This window comes from Clavibacter tessellarius, from assembly GCF_001618005.1.
In the GTDB taxonomy this organism is placed as follows: Bacteria; Actinomycetota; Actinomycetes; order Actinomycetales; family Microbacteriaceae; genus Clavibacter; species Clavibacter tessellarius_A.
Genome location: NZ_LQXA01000003.1, coordinates 12,308 through 30,875, shown reverse-complemented (window position 1 = coordinate 30,875; position 18,568 = coordinate 12,308). Strand labels below are relative to the sequence as shown.

Below are 18,568 nucleotides of genomic sequence, written 5' to 3'. Positions count from 1 at the left end.
ACGGGGATGCTGGGCACGTCGTCGGGATGCCCCCGGATGGGGGCACCTCGGCTCTGCGCACCGAGCGTCGGCGCGAGGACGCGGCTATGGGAGGAAAGCGACGGATGGATCACGCGGCGATCTTGAACGACCTCATCCGGAACTGGGTGTCACTGGGCCTCGAGTATGCGGACGGCGCCCCCGATCTGACAAAGATATTCGTATATGGTGCGCCTGAGCGAGACAGCGCTTACGCGAACATGTTCTTCGAGCCGAGGGGATCCGTCGTGTATGCGAACGAGCTCGAAGGCGTGGACGCCAGTCGGGATCGGGCCGTGACAGTGCAGCGATTCATGCTCCGCGACCTCAAGGCGGCCGAGACACAGCTTCAAGAACTGGGCGCACCAATTCCGACACAATATCGAGTGACGTATGACACCGTCATACGTCAGCTCGATATGCAGCTATCATACGAACCCGTGTACGCGAACCGCCCCACGAAGATCATGGAAGAAGGCGCCGAGGACTGGCTCGACGGGCGCTTGAGGAAGATATTCGGTGACGATGACGCCCCTGCGCCGAGCGGAGGCTGAGATCGACCACGCCCACGCCTTCGAGGACTCCCGGTGAAGTACATCTACTGCGAAAGATGGGACGGCGAATTCAACGAGCCCATCAATCCATTGTCGGAGGCCGACGCACGGAACCGTTTCGACGGCCTGGTCCCCGAGCCCGACCATTGGTTCTCCGTCGCGGCACTCAAGGATGACGCCCGAGATCGCACGGTGCCTGAATTCCTGCTCGAAGTCATCCCTCATGCCGACTTCGTCAATGTCTCATTTCTCGACGAACTCGGCCGCCAGCGCTTTCGATACGGGTTCACGAACCTGCAGGGCCGGCTCTTCATGTCCAACGTGACGGAGCACCGCTATCCCGCCGATCGGTCCTTCCATCGGATCAACGAGGCCAACGCCGTAGAGGAGTTCGTCTTCAAGCCCGAAGGCTACGCCAAGCACGTCGTCATGGATGACGCAGATCCACTCACTCACGTCTCAGAGTACCGAGAGGTGAAGATGGATCGCCATTGGGAACGAGTGCCCCAGTTCGGCGACTGGGAGCATCTGGGCAAGTTCGATCGATGATCTCCGCTGCAATGGCGAGTGGATGATCATCGCTTCCCATTGAGAGAGAAAAGGCGACGGATGGATCAAGAGCAGGTCTTGGCGGAACTCATCGAGAGCTGGGTATCCCTGGCCCTCGAGTACTCCGACGGCGCTCCGGACCTGACCCGGATATTCGTCTACGCCGCCTCCGAGCGAGATAGGACGTACGCGAACGTCTTCTTCGAGCAGGATGGCTCCGTCATCTACGCCAGCGAGCTACGCGGCGTGGACGCCGACCCGGACCGGACCGTGGCCGTGCAGCGCTTCCTGCTCAAGGACCTCAAGGCGGCCGAGACGCGGCTCCGCGAGCTCGGCGCCCCCGTGCCGACGCAATACCGCGTGGCGTACGACACCGTCATACGACAGCTTGACATGCAGCTATCACACGAACCCATGTACGCCAACCACCCCGCGAAGATCATGGAAGAAGGCGCCGAGGACTGGCTCGACGGACGCTTGAGGAAGATATTCGGCGACGATGACGCCCCTGCGCCGAACGGAAACTGACCGAGGACAGCCATGGCGAGGACAGAATACGAAATCCTGCAAGAACTCACATCCAAGTGGGTGCCCCTGGCCCTCGAATACAGCGGGGGCGCCCCGGGCCTGACCAGGACATACATCTACGCGGGTTCTGAGATCGGGCACGTCTACGCCAACGTCTTCTTCGAGCAAGAAGGGGCCGTCCTCTACGCAAATCAGCTGCGCGGTGTGGACGCGAGCGACGAGCGCGTAGTCGCAGTACAGCGATTCTTGCGCAACGACCTCAGAACCGCAGAGGCCCAGTTCGACGAGGCCGGCGTCCCGCGCCCGACGCAATACCGCATCACCTACGACCTCGTCTCGCGCCAACTCGACATGCAGATGTCCCACGAACTCCTCTACTCCAATCACCCAACCAAGATATTGGAAGAGGGCTCGGAGGACTGGTTGGATGGGAGGCTTGAGAAGGTCTTTGGACGGACCCCCAGGGATTCCGCGGAGTAATCCGCACGCGTCCGGGTGAGGCCTTGATTCACGCAGACGAGCGCCGATTCGAGCTCCGAGGGGCAACGCGGCGGGTTCTGATGCAACGACTGGCGGAAGAGAAGACTCGGTGATCTGCTCGCATTCGGCCATAGCCGCGCGTGAGTCCGGATTGATCGAGAACGCGGCGCCGCAGGCGCCGCCTCAGGCCGCCGGCCCGCCGTCCTCGGGCGCGACCGCGGAGGTGGCGGCGCCCTGGTCCTCGGCGATCTGCGTGTGGTGGTGGATGACCTCGGCGACGATGAAGTTGAGGAACTTCTCCGCGAAGGCCGGGTCGAGCTTCGACTCCTCGGCCAGGGCGCGGAGGCGGAGGATCTGGCGGCGCTCGCGCTCGGGATCCGCCGCGGGCAGCCCGTGCGCGGCCTTCAGCCGGCCGACCGACTGGGTGAACTTGAACCGCTCGGCGAGCAGGTGCACGAGGGCGGCGTCGATGTTGTCGATGCTCCCGCGGATCTCCCCCAGCTCCTCGAGGGCGGCACGGGCGTCGTCGTCGAGGGGAGCCCCTGCGGGGCCGGTGTTCTCAGGCATGGCACGACCCTACCCATCCGCCCCTGGACGACGGAGGCGGGCGTCCCCATCGGGACGCCCGCCTCGCGGGTCGAGCGGTGACGGTCAGTCGACGATGGTGACCTTCACGTCGATGTTGCCGCGCGTGGCGTTGGAGTACGGGCAGACCTGGTGGGCCGCGTCCGCGATCTCCTGGCGGCGCTCGGCCGGCACGTTCGGGAGGTAGACGTCGAGCTCGACCGCGAGGCCGAATCCGCCCTGGCCGTTGTCGCCGATGGACACGCTGGCGGAGACGCCCGCGTCCTTCGTGTCGACGCCGGCGTTCTTGCCGACGAGGTGGGTGGCGCCCAGGAAGCAGGCGCTGTACCCGGCGGCGAAGAGCTGCTCCGGGTTCGTGCCCTCGCCCGAGCCGCCCATCTCCTTGGGGGGACGGGTGTCGAAGTCGATCTGGTCGTCCTCGCTGCGGACGTGTCCGTCGCGTCCTCCGCCGGAGGCGTGCGCGATAGCGGTGTAGATGGGTTCCATGGATCCATCAGACCACGACCGGGCTGGGAGCGTGCGCCGCTCTCCATGCACGTTCGCGGCACGGACGGTGGATCGCGGGCGAACGCGGAGGACGATCCGCGCGACCGCCAGCGGCGTCCCGGGCGCGTCGCGCCGAGCCGGATCCGGTCAGGGCAGGAGGCCCGAGCGGTAGCCCCAGACGACGGTCTGCAGGCGGTCGCGCGTGGCGAGCTTCGTCATGATCCGGGTGAGGTGCGACTTCACGGTGCTGGTCTCGATCACGAGCCGCGCGCCGATCTCGTCGTTCGAGAGGCCGTCGCCGAGGAGCCGCACGATGTCCTGCTCCCGGGGCGTGAGCACGTCGGCGCCCGGATGCACGGCCGAGGCGGCCCGGCGGCGCGTGAACTCGGCCATGACGCGGCGCGTGGTGACGCCGTCGAGCGCGGACTGCCCGACGGCGAGCGCGCGGACGGCCTGGATGAACTCCTCGGGCTCGGCGTCCTTGAGCACGAAGCCGCGGGCGCCGGCCTCGAGCGCGCCGAAGACGTACTCGTCGAGGTCGAAGGTGGTGGCGACCAAGACGGCGGGGGCGGGGTCGTCGGCGACGTCCGCGGCGTCGACGTCCGCCCCCGTGATCGCGCGGGTGGCCTCGATGCCGTCGCCGCCGGGCATCCGCACGTCCATCACGACGACGTCCGGCGCGAGCCGGCCGACGAGCGCGACGGCCTCGCGGCCGCCGGACGCCTCGCCGACCACCTCGATCCCGCCGGCCGTCTCGAGCACGACGCGGAAGCCGGCGCGGACGATGGACTGGTCGTCGACCAGCACCACGCGGATCACGCGGCGCCCGCACGGTCGGCGGCGACGGGCTCGACCGGCAGCTCGAGGCGCACGCGCCACGTGCCGGTCGCGGAGGGTCCGGCCTCGAGGCGTCCGCCGACGAGCGCGGCCCGCTCGCGCATCCCGACCAGGCCGTAGCCGGGCGCGGTCGCGGGGCGGGCGGCGGGCAGGGCGTTCTCGACCGTGAGCGCGATGCGCGTCGGCTCGGCCTGCACGGTCAGCGTCACCGCGGATCCCGGCGCGTGCCGGCGCGCGTTGGCGAGGGACTCCTGCACGGTCCGGTACGCGGTGACGTCGGCGAGCGGCCCGAGCGGCGAGGCGTCGCCCGTCACGCGCTCCTCGACCTCCGTGCCCGCCGCACGGGCCGCCACCACGAGGCCGGGCAGGTCGGCGAGGCCGGGCACGGGGACGGTGCCGATCCCTTCGGCGCCCTCGGCATCGGAGGTCTGGCGGAGGATCCCGACGATGGAGCGCAGCGCGTCGAGGGTCTCCCGGCCCTGCACGCGGATGCCGCGGAGGGAGTCCTTGGCGCGCTCCGGATCGAGGTCCACGAGCCGCTCGGCAGCGCCCGCCTGCACCACGAGCGCGGTGAGGTGGTGCGCGGCCACGTCGTGCAGCTCGCGCGCCATCCGGGTGCGCTCGGCGGCCACCGCGGCCCGGCCGAGCGCCGCCTGGTGCTCGAGGGTCTCGGCGGCCCGCGCGAGCACGTCGCCGTCGTGGCGGCGGCGGAGCGCGACCCAGGATCCGACGGCGGCGCTCGCGGCGGCGATGAGCAGCCCGCTGACGAGGATCGACGCGGCCGAGACGACCGTGTCGATGCCGTACCGCGCGTCCACCGCCGTGGGCACGAGCAGCGCGCGCACCTGCCCGGTGGCGGCGAGGGACGCGCCCACCGCCTCGATGGCGATGGCCGCGACCACGATGCGGACGGCGGACGCCGGCGGCAGGAGTGCCCCGACCGTGTAGGCCGCGACGACGGGCGCGGCGGCCCAGAACCCGAACTGCGGCGGGAGCGCCGCGACGAGCGCCGCCTGGAGGAGCGAGACGGCCAGGAGGGTCGACCGCGGATGCCGGCGCCGCCACGCGAGGGGCGCGCACTGCACGACGGCGAGGACCGCGATGACCGCGCCCTGCGCCGGCGACATGCTGCGGGCGGTGCCGTCCGCCCAGACGAGCGCGCCGAGCACGCCGAGTAGCGGGATGGTGAGGAGCGCCCATGCGGCCGCGGCGGCCGCGTCGCGCCGGGCGGCGGTGCGGATGCCGACGCGGGCGAGCGCCTGGCGGATGCGGTCGGCGAGCGCGCCCCGCGGCCGGACGGGGGCGGGGGCGACCGCGGGAGCCGCGTCCGCGCGGGCCGCGTCCGCGCGGTCGGGTGTCGGGTCGGTCACCTCCCGAGCATGCCAGGCGTCGCGCCCGTCCCCGCCGCGCATCAGTAGCTCACGCTCGGCGCGAGGAGCCGGAAGCCGATCGCGAAGGCCGCGATGCCGACCAGGGCGACGACCACGAGGATCCGGCCCGTCACGATCCCGACGCCGCGACGGGTGCGGATCGCCTGCCACGCGGCGAGCGCCGCGGGGATCACCGCGAGCGCCCCGACGACCTGCAGCACCTGGAGCGTGCGGAGCTGCCCGGCCGGGACGTCGACGAGGGAGAGCGCCTGCACGGCGGCCGCCGCCCAGCCGAGGAGCGCGACGAGCGTCACCGCCTGGCCGATGCGCGACAGCAGCAGCGCGCGGCTGCGGCGGGTTCGCGGCACGGCGACCGCGTCGGCACCGGAGGCACGGGCCCGTCGGCGGCGCCCGATGCCGGCGATGGCCGCGGCCGGCCAGGCGACCACCGACACCGCGAGCACGGCGACCGCGGCGAGGAGGCCGGGGATCGCCACCGACGCGGCCTGCCACGGCTCGGCCCGGAGCATCGTGAAGGACGCGCCCCACGCGATCGCGTCGACCGGTCCGCCGTCGGCGGAAGCGCGGGTCGCGAGCAGGGCGTCGCCGCCGGCCTCGCGCCACAGGTGGTCGCCGGCCTTCTCGTAGACGCCCGTGGTGATCCCGAGCGGCTTCGGCGTGACGGCGATGGTGCCGTCGGCGCGCGGCACGATCTCGGTCTGGCCGCTGAGGTTCAGCAGCGCGCCCGGGTTCGAGAACGGGGAGCGGGAGGAGAGCCACGTGCCGGCGAGCTCGGCGGCGGCCGCGGGGTCGCCCGCGGGTGCGGAGGTCGCGGCGGCGGATCCGGCGGATCCGGCGTCGCCGTCCTCGCGCAGGTACCGGTCGGCGAAGCCCTGCAGCACGGCGGTGCGGAGCTCGAGCGTGTCGACGGCGTCGCGGCCGTTGCCGTTGAACGTGACGAAGATCCCCGCGTCGCTGTCCGGGAACATGCGCATGGCCGTGTGGAAGACGTTGGTGTCGCCGTCGTGGCCGAACGCGCGGATCCCCGGCGTGCTGTCGTCGAAGAAGCCGAGGGCCATGCGTTGGCCGGCCGCGAACGTGCCGAGCTGGTCGGCGCCGAGGGCGGGGCGGTGCATCTCGTCGAGGGTAGCGGGATCCAGCAGGGCCTGATCCTTGGGCAGGTCGCCCAGGTGGGCGAGCATGAAGCGGGCCATGTCGTCGGCGGTCGCGGAGAGCGCGCCGGCCGGCGCCGCGTTGACGACCTCCGTCGGGTACGCGGGCTGGGAGTCGCCGGGGTAGCCCTTCGCGAGGCGGGCGTCGAGGTCGGCCGGCAGCGGCTGCGCGAACGACGACGAGGTCATCCCGGCGCGGTCGAGCACCTCCTGCTGCACGAGGTCGACGAACGGCTTCCCGGCCACGCGCTCGGCGACGTAGCCGGCGAGGCTCGCGCCGTGGTTCGAGTAGGCGGGGGTGGTGCCGGGGACGAAGACCTGCTCGGGCGGATCCGTCCTCATCACGTCGCCGAGGGCGCGCTCCGAGCCGGGCACGCCGATGAGGCCCGTGATGACCTCCTCGAACCCGGCCGTGTGGGTGAGCAGGTGCCGGAGGGTCACGGTGCCCTTCGGGGTGTCGAGGTCGAAGTCGAGGTACTGCTGCACGTCGGCGTCGAGTTCGAGGCGGCCCTCCTCCACGAGCTGCATCACGGCCGTGGCGGAGACCACCTTGGAGACGGAGCCGACGCGGAAGAGGGTGTCGGCGGGATCCACCGGGCGGGCGGATCCGCTCTCGGTGCCGGTGTCGGCGAGGCCGTAGCCGCGGGAGGTGAGCACCTTCCCGTCGGCGACGACCGAGACGGCCGCGCCGGGGATGCCCGTGGTCGGCAGCGCGGCGCCGACCACGCCGTCGAGCCACGCGTCGACGTCGTCCTTCTGGAGGTCGTGCCCGCCCGGCTGGTGCTGCGGCGGGGCGGGCGGCGGCGGATCCGCGGGGCCGGCGGACGTGGCGGCGCCCATCGCGAGCGGCAGCGCCAGGACGAGGGCGACGGCGCCGACGACGGGCGCGAGGCGCCGGGATCGGACCCCGGAGGTGGATGGGTGCGGTGTCGTGTGCATGCCTCCACGCTCCCGGGTGCGCGGCGCGCGCACAGGGTGCCGGAGTCGTCATCCGGGTTGCGACTCGAGTCGCAGGATGCTCACTCCGGGTCGGGCGCGTGCGCGCGGAGGAGGGCAGGGAGCTCAGCCATGTCGGTGAACACGATCGCGCCCTCCTGCTCCAGCCACGCGGCCGGCGTGAGGCCGCCCGCGTAACCGAACGCGCGCATCCCCGCGGCGCGTGCGGCGCGGACCCCGTACTTGCTGTCCTCGATGACGACCGCGCGCTCGGGCGCCGCTCCCATCCGCGCGGCCGCGTGCAGGAAGATGTCGGGTGCGGGCTTGCCGTGGGCGACCTCCGACGAGCTGTGGATGCGCCCCTCGAACCGGCCGAGCAGGCCGGTGAGCCCGAGCGTCGTCCGGATCTTCTCGTGGCTCCCGCTCGATGCGACGCAGGTGGGGACCGTGATCGCGTCGAGCGCGTCCTCGATCCCCGGCACCGCCCGCAGCTCCGCCTCGAAGGCCTCGACGAACCAAGGCCGGTACCTCTCTTCCCAGTCGGGCGCCATCGTGATGCCCAGGTGCGCCTCCACCTGGGCCTGGAAGCTGCGCGCGGACGTGCCGAGGAAGCGGTCGACGATCTCCGCCGTGCTGAGGTGCCAGCCCAGCTCCGCGAGGATCCGCTTGTCCACCTCCACGGCGAGGACCTCGCTGTCCACCAGCACCCCGTCGCAGTCGAAGATGACGAGGTCGAGGTAGTCGTTCATGGGCGTCCTTCCTGAGGTGGGGCGTGGGTGGATGGCAGGATCATGCGGCGGTGCTCGCGACGACGGCGTCCGCGAGGTCCTCCAGCGAGGCGGTGACCGTGCCGGGCCAGGTCACCCGGGAGTGGACCTCGATGCGCACCGGATGCATCCCCGCCACGAGCGCCCCGACCAGCTCCGCGTCCGACCCATCGCCCACGAAGAGCGTCGCGTCCGGCTCCGCGTGGAGGGCCGCCATCGCGGCGCGGAACGCCCGGGGGTCGGGCTTCATCACCCCCGTCTCGGCGGACAGCGCGACCGCGTCGAACGCCGAGGTGAGACCGGATGCGTCGAGCATGTCCCGCACGTCGGAGCTGCAGTTCGACACGAGGCCGAGGCCCATGCCGCTGTCCCGGATGCGCCCGAGCTGCCGGACGATCCGGGGCGCGGCGAGCTCGAATTCGCGGCCGTGGATGGCGCGCCGCGCCGCGAGCGCCTCGCGTCGGCGGGTGGACGACCAGCTGCGGTCGAGGAGGCTCGCGAGCTCGTCGAGGTAGCTGCTGACGTCTCCCGTCTCGCGCGCGAACCGGGTCGCCTGCCACGGGGTGCGGAGCAGGCGCGGATCCTCCCCCAGGCTCTCGCACAGCGCGGCGAACGCGTGGTCCTTGGTGCTGCGCGGCAGGTCCACCAGCGTCTCCCAGAGATCGAACACGATCCACCGGATGTCGGACCGGGCGAGCACCGCGCGTGGATGGGGGGCGTGCGGCACGAGCAGGGGCCGCTCCCACAGCGTGTTGTCCACGATGACGTCGGCGTGCTCCCGGGGCGGGTGGGCGCGCAGGTGCTCCTGCTGGCCGGGTATGTACTTCTCGTGGTACTTCCGCATCACGTCGGGCCCCTGCTCGGGGACGTCGCGCCGGAAGCCGCGGTCGAGCATCTCCTGCGGATCCACGTGGAGGTGGACGACGCGGTCGAGGTGGGCTCGGAGCTCGTCCCGCAGCAGGAAGATCCCCTCCACGATCACGATGTCGCCGGGCCGCACGCGGTACTCGCGTTCGATCGAGTAGGTGTCCGTCGCGAGATCGAGATGGCGGAGGCGCGTCTCGAGCGATCCGGCCTGCCGCAACGGGGCGAGGACCTCGGCGACGAGCCGCCGGGTGTCGATGCTGCGCGTCAGGTACGCGTCGCGCTCCGACAGGCTGCTGTCGTACCGGACGCTGCGGGGGTTGTGGAAGTCGTCGACGTGCACCACGGTGCAGCGTCGGCCCGCCCGCACGACCTCGGCGCGGACGGCCTCTGCCAGGCGGCTCTTCCCCGATGTGTCCGGACCGGTGATCCCGAGGAGGAAGGGCCTGTCGGTGGCGGCGCGCGCCACCGCATCGGCGGCGATGGCCTCGGCGGACGCGGCCTCGGCGGACGCGCCCTCGGCGGTGGGGCGGGGCAGCGCGCTCACGACGTGCCCGCCCTGGCCGGGTCGAGCAGCCCGCGCAGGCGATCCGACAGGTGCGCGTAGAGGTCTTGGCCGTACTGGGCGTTGTCGCGGTGCCCGGGGGGCGTCGGATCCAGGCGCAGGGCGGTCACGTCATCACGCCGCCGCCCCTCCACCAGGAGTCGACCCCGGACGTCCGCGTCCACGCGTCGCCGGGAGTCGGCGGCCCGGAGGACCCCCTGCCCGCGCATGGTCAGCACGGGCGCGCGACCCACGTATCCGAGGGCCTGGACGATGAGCGCCGCCTCGCCGAGCCGGTCGGCCTCGTGCTCCACGTCGGTGTCCCGCACGAGCTGCACGTCGGGCACGGCGCCGTCCCACAGCCTCGTGTAGAGGAGCTTCGACTCGTGTCGGAGACCGGTGTCCCGGAACACCGCGCCCGTGACGCCGCAGACCGCCTCGGGCGTCGCGAGGATCTCCCGCTCGGGCACCTGGGACCGGCGCGCCTCCTCCAGGGACCCGTAGAACAGACGCGCGGGAGAGCGCTCGAGGACCTCGATGCGGTGCCCGGCGAACGTCCTCGGGTCGGCGGCGCGCATGTCGAGGAGCACGCGGAGCGCGGACATGGCGGAGTGGGAGGATCCCGCCACCACGATCGGCGCACCGGGTCGCGCGCGCACGAGCTCCAGGATCCGGGGCCTGGTCCGCGGATCGAGCACGCGACCGGAGAGCAGCGTGGTGTCGGGCCACGGCGCGAGCGCCGGATGCGGCGGCTCCCGCCGTCCGGTCGCCAGCACGACGTGCCGGGCGCGGAGCGTCTCGCCGGAGGTCAGGCTCACCGAGGGGTGCGATCCCCCGATCTCCACCTCCGACGCGTGCCGGCCGGACAGGACGGCGCCGTCGGGCAGCGCGGACGTGACCGCCTGCCCGATCCGGTCGAGCGCGGCCGCGAGCTCGCGCAGGTCCACGGGTCCCTCCGCCGTGGCGACCTCGCGCACGACCGGGGAGCGCCACAGCTCCGGCCAGTCCCCCGCCAGGTCCACGTCCTTGAGGAAGCGCGCGCCGACGGACGTGCTGAGGATCCCGTAGTCGTGGTAGTCGCCGCCGCCGAGGCTCGGGCGGCGCTCGACGATGCCGAGGCGCGTGCCGAGCAGCCACGGCGCCGACGCGAGGAACGACGTCGTCCGGAAGCCGCCGCCGACGAACAGGATGTCGAGATCCGGCTCCTCAGCCCGCATGGGTGGCCAGCAGGGCGTCGAAGCGGTCGCAGATGAGGTCGGCCTGCTCCATGGTGAGGATGAGCGGGGGCCGGATCTTCAGCACGTTGCCCCGCCCGTAGCGCGACGTGCGCAGGATCAGGCCGAAGTCCATGGCCCGACGAGCGAGCTCGTTCGTGAGCGCGACGTTGGGGCTGCCGTCCGCATCCGCGATCTCCACGCCGATCATGAGACCGAGGCCGCGCACGTCGTCCATGAACGGGTACCTCTTCTTCATCTCGTGCAGGCGCGCCAGGATGCGCGCGCCCGTCGCCCGGACGTTCGCGAGGAAGGCCTCGTCGTCGATGATGTCGAGCGTCGCGTTCGCCGCGGCGGCGGCCATGATGTTCGAGCCGTACGTGAAGGAGTGCTGGTCGCTGGGCAGGTCCGCGAGCTCGTCGCTGGCGAGGATCGCCGCGACCTGCGCTCCGGAGCCGCCGAGTCCCTTGGCGACGGTGATCGCATCCGGCTCGACACCGAAGTGCTCGGCGGCGAACATCCGCCCGGTGCGCCCGATGCCCGTCTGGATCTCGTCGAGGATGAGCTTGATGCCCATGTCGTCGCAGAACTGCCGGAGCTTCTGGAAATACCCCATCGGCGGGATGATGTTCCCTCCGTTCCCCGATATCGGCTCGACCAGGAAAGCCGCGACGCTGCCGCTGCTCGCGTATTCCATGAAGTCGTAGAGGCGCTCCGTGCAGAGCGACCCGCATGATGCGGCGTCCTGCGCGTAGAAGCACCGGTGGCAGTAGGGGTCGGGCACCTGGAGGGAGTTGTGGAAGAGCGTCTGGAACGGTTCGCGTCGGAAGGCGTTGCCGGACATGCTCGTCATCATCATGGTCTGTCCGACATGCGCGCGGAAGAGCGTGATGACGTCGCGCTTGCCCGTGGCGCGCTGGGCCATCTTGATCGCGCCCTCGTTCGCCTCCGAGCCTCCGGAGACCTTCAGGTGGGCGCGGGTGATGGAGGACGGCGCCAGATCCACCAGGCGGCGGGAGAGATGGTTGATCTGATCGGTCTGGAAGCTGCTGGTCACGTGCACCAGCCGCTCCGCCTGATCCTTGATGGCGGACACCACGGCGGGGTGCGAGTACCCCAGGCTGAGGTTGAAGGTGGCGGATGCGCAGTCGAGGAAGGCGTTCCCCTCCTCGTCGAAGAGGTACACCCCCTCGCCGCGGACCATCTTCTGCTCGGAGACCGGGTAGTACACGGCGCCAGGATCCGTGCCATGCATTTCCTGAAGGGACACGTGCGCACCTGCAATCGATTCAGTGAGGACTCGGGAACCGCAGCGGAAAGGCGCCACCCGACGGCCGGCGCGACGGGGACACGACTCGTCCCGCATTCGCGTCACCGTGGAAGCGTGCTGCGACCCATCGAGTAAAACATCATCCTCGAAGGGTGCGAACCCCCCAAGGAAGGGTATTCCCGGTATTTCGAAAACGCACCGCGGGCCGGCGCTCGCGGTATCGTGCGGGCCGCCGTGGAATGGATTCCCGGCTGGCGGCGGCGGCCGCCGGTGGAGGGAGCCGAGCAGCGGGATCGTCGTCGGCGACGAGCTCCACCTTGAAGCGCTCGGCGTCCTCGAGGAACGCGGCGCGGTGGTCCGGTCCGCCGGCGAACGGGTGACGATCGGCGTAGAGGCGCGCCCAGCCGTGGTCGGGCGCCGCGTCCCAGAGCCGGTCGACGTCGGCCGCGGATCCCGCGTGGAAGGCGAGGTGGCTGAGGCCCGCGCCGCGGCGGTCGTGCGCGGCGTCGCGGGGTGCGCGGGCGATCACGACGTACGCGTCGCCGAGGCGGAGGCTCGCGCCGTCGGACCAGCGGGCGTCCTCCCGGTAGCCGAGCTCGCCGAGGATCCAGCCCCACGCCGCCAGCGCCCGGTCGAGGTCGCGCACCTGCAGCTCGACGTGGTGGAGCGATCCGCGGGCCGGACGTCGGGCCCCGACCCCGGAGTCGTCGTCGCGCGTCGGCTGCGTGCCTCCGTCGCCCATCACTCCCCCTGCCGTCCTCCCGAGGGTACGCGGCGGGCGCGTCCGCCCGCCGACCTCGACGCGCGGGCCCGCGACGCCCGCCGACGCCGTAGGGTGAGCCCGTCGCCCTGCATCGCCGGGGCCGAACGACGTGCCGACCGGACACCCGAGTCCCGTGCGCGGTCCCGCCCCGATGCCCGCGCCGTCCACCCACCGGCCGCGACGCTCCGCTGCTCCTCGCAGCATCGGGTGTCCGCATCCTCCGACCGGCGACGACGCCGGACGGATCGCGCGGACGTCCCCCCTATGCGCACCACGGAGGCATGGAATCGTCCACGTCCGCTGCTACCCCGCCGTCGACGCCGCCCGCGTCCACGCGAGCCCACCCCCGCCCGACGCCGCCGAACCCGGCAGCCGCAGCTACCTCGACTTCGCCGTCACGACCGAGGAGGCGGGGGTGCACTCCGTCACGGTGACCTACGACCACGCCGCCGAGGTCCCGCTCGCGCTCGGCTTCGCGCTGGACCGCGCGCAGACGCGCACCGTCCGCTACCCGCCGCTGGAGCCCGGGGCCGCGCGCCGCTCCACCACGCTCGACCTGCGCATGGAGCGGGGGCCCGCGGTGATCCGCGTGGCCGAGGGGACCGCGGGGACGCCGCTGCGGGTGCACTCCATCCGCATCACCGGGAGCGACGCCGGGCCCGGGCCTGCGCCCGCGGGCATGGCGCTCCTGACCGCCCACCGGGACGGCGCCGTCCGCGTCCCGACGGCGGCGCGGCGCCCCCGGACCGGACCGCATCCGCGCCCCCGTCCGGCCCCCGGCACGCCGCGCCGGCCTCCCGCGGGATAGCTCCGCCGGAGTCCCGAGCGTGCGCGCGCATGCAGGTCTCGGGCCGGATGCCCGGCGCATCCGGATCGCCGGACGCCATGCGGATCGCCGGACGGCCCCCGCCCGCCGACGTCGTCAGGCGCCGGACATGCCCGTGACGAGGATCCGGCTCATGCGGGCGGCGTGCGGAACAGCACCGGGCGGTCCTCGTGGGCGGCGATGCGCGCGTCGAGGCCGGCGCGGACGGTCGGCCACTCGTCGACGAGGATCGAGTGGACCGCGGCGTCCCGCCAGGTGCCGTCGGCGCGGCGCTGGTCGCGGCGGCGCACGCCCTCGAGCGTGGCGCCGAGCTTCCGGATCGCGGCGCGCGAGCGGTCGTTGCGCGCGTCGGCCTGGAGCTCGACGCGGCCGAACCCGGAGTCGAACGCGAGGCCGAGGAGGAGGCGCTTGGCCTCGGCGTTGACGACGGTGCCCCAGACGCGCGGGTCGTACGCGGTCCAGCCGAGGTGGATCCGCTCGCGCCGCACGTCGAGGTCGGTGAGGGTGCTCGTGCCGACGAGCGTCCCGTCGTGGGGGCCGCCCACGAGGATCACGGCGTACGGCAGGTCGTCCCAGCGGAAGTAGCCGCGGGCCCACTCGGCGAAGGCGTCGGGATCCGCGCGGAGGCCCGCCGCGCCGCCGCCGAAGCCGCCCGCGAAGACCGCGGGGTGCGCGATGGCGGCATGGAGGGCGGGCACGTGCTCGGGCGTGAGCGGATCGAGGCGGACGTGGGTGCCGACGAGCGGCACGGGCGCGGGGATGCTGGCGGTCACGCGGCCAGCCTGGCAGAGGTCCGGCCGGGACCCGCGGGTGTCGCGGGCCCGGCCGGGCGGTGGATCCGGTCAGCTGCCGGTCGTGGGCGCCGGCGTCGTGGCCGAGCCGCCGCCGGACTGCTGCGGAGCGGCCGGAGCGGCCGGGGCGGTGGCGCCGCCGGTCGTCCCCGGGGCCGCGGGAGCGGCGGGCGGGGTGGGTGCCGTGCCGTCCTTGCCGACCGGCGGGGCGGGCGGCGCGCAGCCGTCGGCGGGCGGGGCCGGCACGGTGGCCGTGGATCCGTCCGCGTTGGTCGGAGGCGTGGGCGGGGTGGGCGGCGTGGCCGGCGTGCCGTCCGCGTTCGTCGGCGGCGCGGGCACGGTGGCGGTGGATCCGTCGGCGTTCTTCGACGGCGTGGGCGGCGTCGGCGGGGTGGGCGGCGTGGCCGGCGTCCCGTCCGCGTTCGTCGGCGGCGCGGGCACGGTGGCGGTGGATCCGTCGGCGTTCTTCGACGGCGTCGGGAGCGCGGGCGGCGTGGATCCGTCCGGCAGCGCGGGCGGCGCCGGGCAGGTGGCGGTCGTGCCGCTCCCGGATCCGGTGGCGCCGCTGGTGTCGCCGCCGTTCCCGTCGGCGAACGCCGCCGAGGAGAGGAGTGCGACGAGGCCGAGGGAGGCGCCGGCGATGCCGACGGCCATGCCCGCGCGGCGCTTCCGCGGCGCTGGCTTCTGCGTGCCGCGGCCCTTCTCGAAGACCGTGATGGTGTCGTCCATGGTGTTCCTTCCGTGTCCGCCGCGGCGCGGGATGCGCCGGGTCGGTACTGCCAGGCTCGGCAGCGGATCTGAAGTCCTGCTTAAGTTCCGCGTCCCGGGCGGACATGCGGCCGGGATCGCCCATCCGGGCCTCCTAGGGTCGCCTCATGCTCCCTCCCGCACGCGTCCTCGTGGTGGAGGACGACGAGGCCATCCGCGCCGCCGTCGTCTCCACCCTCACCGCCGAGCGCTTCGTCGTCCGCGGCCTCGCCTCGGGCGTCGAGCTCGAGGAGGAGGTCAAGGGCTTCCTGCCCGACCTCGTGGTGCTCGACTGGATGCTCCCCGGGCCGAGCGGCATCCAGCTGGCCGAGCGGATCCGCCGCTGGAGCGACGCGAGCGTCATCATGCTCACCGCGCGCGACGCCGTCGAGGATCGCCTGCGCGGCTTCGGCCAGGGCGTCGACGACTACATCGTGAAGCCGTTCGCGCTCGCGGAGCTCGTGGCCCGCGTCGGCGCGGTGCTGCGGCGGCGCGGCCGGCTCGCGAGCGTGGTGGAGATCGGCGACCTGCTGGTGGATCCCGACTCCGGCCTCGCGCGCCGCGGCGGCGAGGTGCTCGACCTCACCTCCATCGAGTTCCAGCTGCTCGCCTACCTCGCCGCGCACCGCGGCCGCACGCTCTCCAAGACGCAGCTGCTCACGCAGGTGTGGGGGTACGACCACGCGGATCCGAACCTCGTCGAGGTCCACATCAGCGCGCTCCGCAAGAAGATGGAGGCGCGTGGGCCGCGGCTCCTGCACACCGTCCGCGGGCTCGGCTACCGGGTGGAGGCGTGAGCGCGGTCGCCCGCGCGCGGCGCCTGGCGCACCGCCGCGCTCCCGCGCGCACGCCGGACGCTCCGCTCCGCACGGGCTCGCTCCGCACCCGCACTGTCCTCGCCGTGCTCGCGCTCCTCGCGGTGCTGCTCGTGGCGCTCTCGCTCACGGTGCAGACGATCCTCGGGGCGCAGCTGCGGCAGCAGATCCAGGACCGGCTGGCCGACCGCGCGTCCGCGGCCGCGGCGCTCGTGGGCGTGCTCGACGACGACGCGCTCGCCGAGCGGCTGAGCGCGCAGGGCGTGGCCGTGCAGATCACGACCCCCGACGGCGGGGCCGTCTCCGTGCGGCCCGGCCGGGATCCGCTCGGGGCCACGCTGCCCGGGCCGGATCCGCTGGGCGACGCGCGCGGATCCGTCACCGCCCCGGCCACGCCGCGCGCCGACGCGGTCTCCGTCTCCGCGAGCTCGGTGCGCTCCACCGCCGACGGCATCACCCTCCGCTCCGACCTCAGCGACGGGACGGTGCTCGAGCTGTCGGCGGGCACCGGATCCGTGGACGACACCCTGGCCTCCCTCCGCGGGATCCTCGCCGTCACCTCGCTCGTGTTCCTCGCGCTCGCGGCGGTGGCGCTCGTCGTCGTGGTCCGCGGCACGCTCCGCCCGCTCGAGGTCATGACGGGCGTCGCCCGCTCCATCGGCCGCGGCGACCGCGGCCGCCGCCTCCGCCCCACCCGCCCGACCACCGAGCTCGGCCGCACGGCCGTCGCCTTCGACGAGATGCTCGACGACATCGAGCACGCCGAGCGCCAGGCCCTCGCGGCCGAGGCCCGCATGCGCGCCTTCGTCGCCGACGCCGCCCACGAGCTGCGGACGCCCGTCGCCGGGATCCGCGCCTCCGCCGACGCCCTCGTGCGCACCGACCCGAGCGCCGAGGAGCGCGAGCGCCTGTCGGTGCACGTCGTGCGCGAGGCGATCCGCGCGGGCCGCCTGGTCGAGGACATGCTGATGATGGCGCGCCTCGACGAGGGCCTCTCCGTCGAGGGACGCCCGGTGCGCGTCCCGCCCGTGCTGGAGGCCGCGGTCGCGCAGCAGCGGGCGCGGACCCCGGGCATCCGGATCGACGCCGACGTGCGCGGCGCTCCCCCGGCCGTGCGGGCGGATCCCGACCGGCTCGCCCAGATCCTCGACAACCTCCTGCAGAACGCGGCCCGCTACGCCGCGGCCGAGGTGCGCGTGGCGGCGGAGGCGGCCGACGACGGATCCGTGCACGTCACGGTGTCCGACGACGGCCCCGGCGTGCCCGAGGCCGACCGCGAGCGCGTCTTCGACCGCCTCGTCCGCCTCGACGACGGCCGCGACCGCCAGCACGGCGGCGCCGGCCTCGGCCTCTCCATCGCCCGCGCGCTCGCCCGCGCCCAGGGCGGCGACCTCGTCTGCCTGCCCGCCGTCCCGGGCGCGGGCGCCCGCTTCCGGCTGACGCTGCCGGTGGTGGATGCGGCCTGACGACCGCGCCGCCGCCGCACCCCCGGCCTACGCTGACCCCATGAGCACCGACGCCCACGCCCCGCGCACCCTGTCCGAGCACCGGCCGAAGGACGCGGAGGACCTCGTGATCGAGGTCCCGGCGGCGCGGCTGTCGGCCGTGCGCGTGCCCGCCCGCACGGGGGATCCGGCGACCGCGCCCGTCGCGCTGCTCGTGCCGGGCTTCACCGGGTCGAAGGAGGACTTCTTCCCGCTGCTCGGCCCGCTCGCCGACCGCGGCTTCACGGTGGTGGCGTTCTCGCAGCGCGGGCAGTGGGGATCCACCGGCCCCGGCCAGGCCGAGCCGCCCGTGGACGCGTCGGGCTACGAGCTCGAGACTCTCGGCCAGGACGTGCACCACGTGGTCGACGCTCTCGCGGGCGTCGGTGGATCCGGCGGCCGTCACGTCGCGACCGATGCCGCCCCCGCCGCGCCGCTCGGCCCCGTGCACCTCCTCGGCCACAGCTTCGGCGGCGTCGTCGGCCTCCAGGCCGTGATCCGCGATCCCGGCCGCTTCGCCAGCTACACGCACTGGAACTCGGGCCCCCGCAGCCGCGGCGAGCGGTCCGAGCAGATCGCGGCGGTCCGCGCGTCGGGCAGCGCCGGCCTCTGGCCGCTGTGGTTCCTGCCCGAGCAGCTCGACGGCGCCGACCCCGAGGTGGAGTGGTTCCGCACCCGCCTGTTCGGCACGGCGTCGGCGCAGCTGCTCGGCGCGCTGGAGATCATGCAGGCGCAGAGCGACCGTGCCGACGAGCTCCGCGCCACCGGCCTCCCCGTGCTCGTGTCGCACGGCGACGCCGACGACGCGTGGCCCCAGGACTGGCAGCGCGACATGGCCGAGCGCACGGGCGCCCGCTACGAGGTGGTCGCCGACGCGGGCCACTCCGCCCAGGTCGACCAGCCGGAGGCGAGCGCGGAGCTCCTCGCGGGATTCTGGCGGGGCGCGACGCCCGCCAGCTGAGGAGAAC

At 73.4% G+C, this 18,568-nt stretch carries 20 protein-coding genes; 8 read left to right on the top strand and 12 right to left on the bottom strand.

What is annotated here, in order from left to right:
• Nucleotides 1-104 precede the first annotated feature (104 nt).
• Genes AWH51_RS00295 through AWH51_RS00280 form a run of 4 tightly spaced genes read left to right on the top strand, consistent with a single transcriptional unit; the run spans nt 105 to nt 2,129 of the window.
• Nucleotides 105-572 (top strand): hypothetical protein, encoded by a 468-nt coding sequence (locus AWH51_RS00295; RefSeq protein ID WP_063070147.1) that lies wholly within the window; start codon nt 105-107, stop codon nt 570-572.
• Nucleotides 573-605: 33 nt separating this feature from the next.
• Nucleotides 606-1,121: a hypothetical protein gene (locus AWH51_RS00290; protein WP_063070146.1), complete on the top strand. Its 516-nt coding sequence runs from the start codon at nt 606-608 to the stop codon at nt 1,119-1,121.
• Nucleotides 1,122-1,181: 60 nt separating this feature from the next.
• Complete coding sequence (locus tag AWH51_RS00285) at nt 1,182-1,649, top strand: hypothetical protein (RefSeq protein WP_063070145.1); 468 nt, start codon at nt 1,182-1,184, stop codon at nt 1,647-1,649.
• A gap of 12 nt (nt 1,650-1,661) precedes the next feature.
• Nucleotides 1,662-2,129 carry a hypothetical protein gene (locus tag AWH51_RS00280; protein ID WP_063070144.1) on the top strand — a complete coding sequence of 156 codons (468 nt, stop codon included), beginning with the start codon at nt 1,662-1,664 and terminating at the stop codon, nt 2,127-2,129.
• Nucleotides 2,130-2,312: 183 nt separating this feature from the next.
• Here the strand turns inward: AWH51_RS00280 and AWH51_RS00275 are convergent, their stop codons facing one another.
• From AWH51_RS00275 to AWH51_RS16635, 10 genes are all read right to left on the bottom strand, one after another.
• Complete coding sequence (locus tag AWH51_RS00275; protein ID WP_063070143.1) at nt 2,313-2,696, bottom strand: chorismate mutase; 384 nt, start codon at nt 2,694-2,696, stop codon at nt 2,313-2,315.
• Between the two features lie 84 nt (nt 2,697-2,780).
• Nucleotides 2,781-3,200, bottom strand: a complete 420-nt coding sequence (locus tag AWH51_RS00270) for an organic hydroperoxide resistance protein (RefSeq protein ID WP_063070142.1) — start codon at nt 3,198-3,200, stop codon at nt 2,781-2,783.
• A 147-nt stretch (nt 3,201-3,347) separates the two neighbouring features.
• Nucleotides 3,348-4,019, bottom strand: coding sequence for a response regulator (locus AWH51_RS00265; protein ID WP_063070141.1), 672 nt, complete (start codon nt 4,017-4,019; stop codon nt 3,348-3,350).
• The gene (locus AWH51_RS00260; protein WP_063070209.1) at nt 4,016-5,407 is read right to left on the bottom strand and encodes a sensor histidine kinase; all 1,392 of its coding nucleotides are present in this window, start codon (nt 5,405-5,407) and stop codon (nt 4,016-4,018) included. Before AWH51_RS00260 ends, AWH51_RS00265 begins: the two co-directional genes overlap by 4 nt.
• A 41-nt stretch (nt 5,408-5,448) precedes the next feature.
• Complete coding sequence (locus tag AWH51_RS00255) at nt 5,449-7,518, bottom strand: serine hydrolase domain-containing protein (RefSeq protein WP_063070140.1); 2,070 nt, start codon at nt 7,516-7,518, stop codon at nt 5,449-5,451.
• An 80-nt stretch (nt 7,519-7,598) separates the two neighbouring features.
• The gene (locus tag AWH51_RS00250; RefSeq protein ID WP_063070139.1) at nt 7,599-8,264 is read right to left on the bottom strand and encodes an HAD family hydrolase; all 666 of its coding nucleotides are present in this window, start codon (nt 8,262-8,264) and stop codon (nt 7,599-7,601) included.
• A gap of 40 nt (nt 8,265-8,304) precedes the next feature.
• Nucleotides 8,305-9,693 (bottom strand): HAD-IA family hydrolase, encoded by a 1,389-nt coding sequence (locus AWH51_RS00245; protein WP_063070138.1) that lies wholly within the window; start codon nt 9,691-9,693, stop codon nt 8,305-8,307.
• The gene (locus AWH51_RS00240; RefSeq protein ID WP_063070137.1) at nt 9,690-10,907 is read right to left on the bottom strand and encodes a hypothetical protein; all 1,218 of its coding nucleotides are present in this window, start codon (nt 10,905-10,907) and stop codon (nt 9,690-9,692) included. The genes AWH51_RS00245 and AWH51_RS00240 overlap by 4 nt, the downstream gene beginning before the upstream one ends.
• Nucleotides 10,897-12,135, bottom strand: a complete 1,239-nt coding sequence (locus tag AWH51_RS00235) for an aspartate aminotransferase family protein (protein ID WP_217491892.1) — start codon at nt 12,133-12,135, stop codon at nt 10,897-10,899. The genes AWH51_RS00240 and AWH51_RS00235 overlap by 11 nt, the downstream gene beginning before the upstream one ends.
• Nucleotides 12,136-12,313: 178 nt before the next feature.
• Nucleotides 12,314-12,916, bottom strand: a complete 603-nt coding sequence (locus AWH51_RS16635; RefSeq protein WP_414146340.1) for a VOC family protein — start codon at nt 12,914-12,916, stop codon at nt 12,314-12,316.
• A gap of 436 nt (nt 12,917-13,352) precedes the next feature.
• Here AWH51_RS16635 and AWH51_RS16125 point away from each other — a divergent pair, with 436 nt between their 5' ends.
• Entirely contained in the window at nt 13,353-13,745 is a 393-nt protein-coding gene (locus AWH51_RS16125; RefSeq protein ID WP_175345437.1) for a hypothetical protein, read from the top strand.
• A gap of 149 nt (nt 13,746-13,894) precedes the next feature.
• Here AWH51_RS16125 and AWH51_RS00220 read toward each other — a convergent pair whose 3' ends face one another.
• Together AWH51_RS00220 and AWH51_RS00215 are read right to left on the bottom strand one after the other, a co-directional pair.
• Complete coding sequence (locus tag AWH51_RS00220) at nt 13,895-14,536, bottom strand: GNAT family N-acetyltransferase (RefSeq protein ID WP_063070135.1); 642 nt, start codon at nt 14,534-14,536, stop codon at nt 13,895-13,897.
• A gap of 69 nt (nt 14,537-14,605) precedes the next feature.
• Complete coding sequence (locus tag AWH51_RS00215) at nt 14,606-15,283, bottom strand: hypothetical protein (protein ID WP_063070134.1); 678 nt, start codon at nt 15,281-15,283, stop codon at nt 14,606-14,608.
• A 146-nt stretch (nt 15,284-15,429) separates the two neighbouring features.
• On the opposite strand from AWH51_RS00215, the gene AWH51_RS00210 reads away from it, so the two are divergent.
• Genes AWH51_RS00210 through AWH51_RS00200 form a run of 3 tightly spaced genes read left to right on the top strand, consistent with a single transcriptional unit; the run spans nt 15,430 to nt 18,561 of the window.
• A complete protein-coding gene (locus AWH51_RS00210; RefSeq protein WP_063070133.1) occupies nt 15,430-16,098 on the top strand; it encodes a response regulator transcription factor in 669 nt (222 codons plus the stop codon).
• Nucleotides 16,095-17,582, top strand: a complete 1,488-nt coding sequence (locus tag AWH51_RS00205) for a sensor histidine kinase (RefSeq protein ID WP_063070132.1) — start codon at nt 16,095-16,097, stop codon at nt 17,580-17,582. The genes AWH51_RS00210 and AWH51_RS00205 overlap by 4 nt, the downstream gene beginning before the upstream one ends.
• A 40-nt stretch (nt 17,583-17,622) precedes the next feature.
• Nucleotides 17,623-18,561 (top strand): alpha/beta fold hydrolase, encoded by a 939-nt coding sequence (locus tag AWH51_RS00200; protein WP_063070131.1) that lies wholly within the window; start codon nt 17,623-17,625, stop codon nt 18,559-18,561.
• Nucleotides 18,562-18,568: the final 7 nt, after the last annotated feature.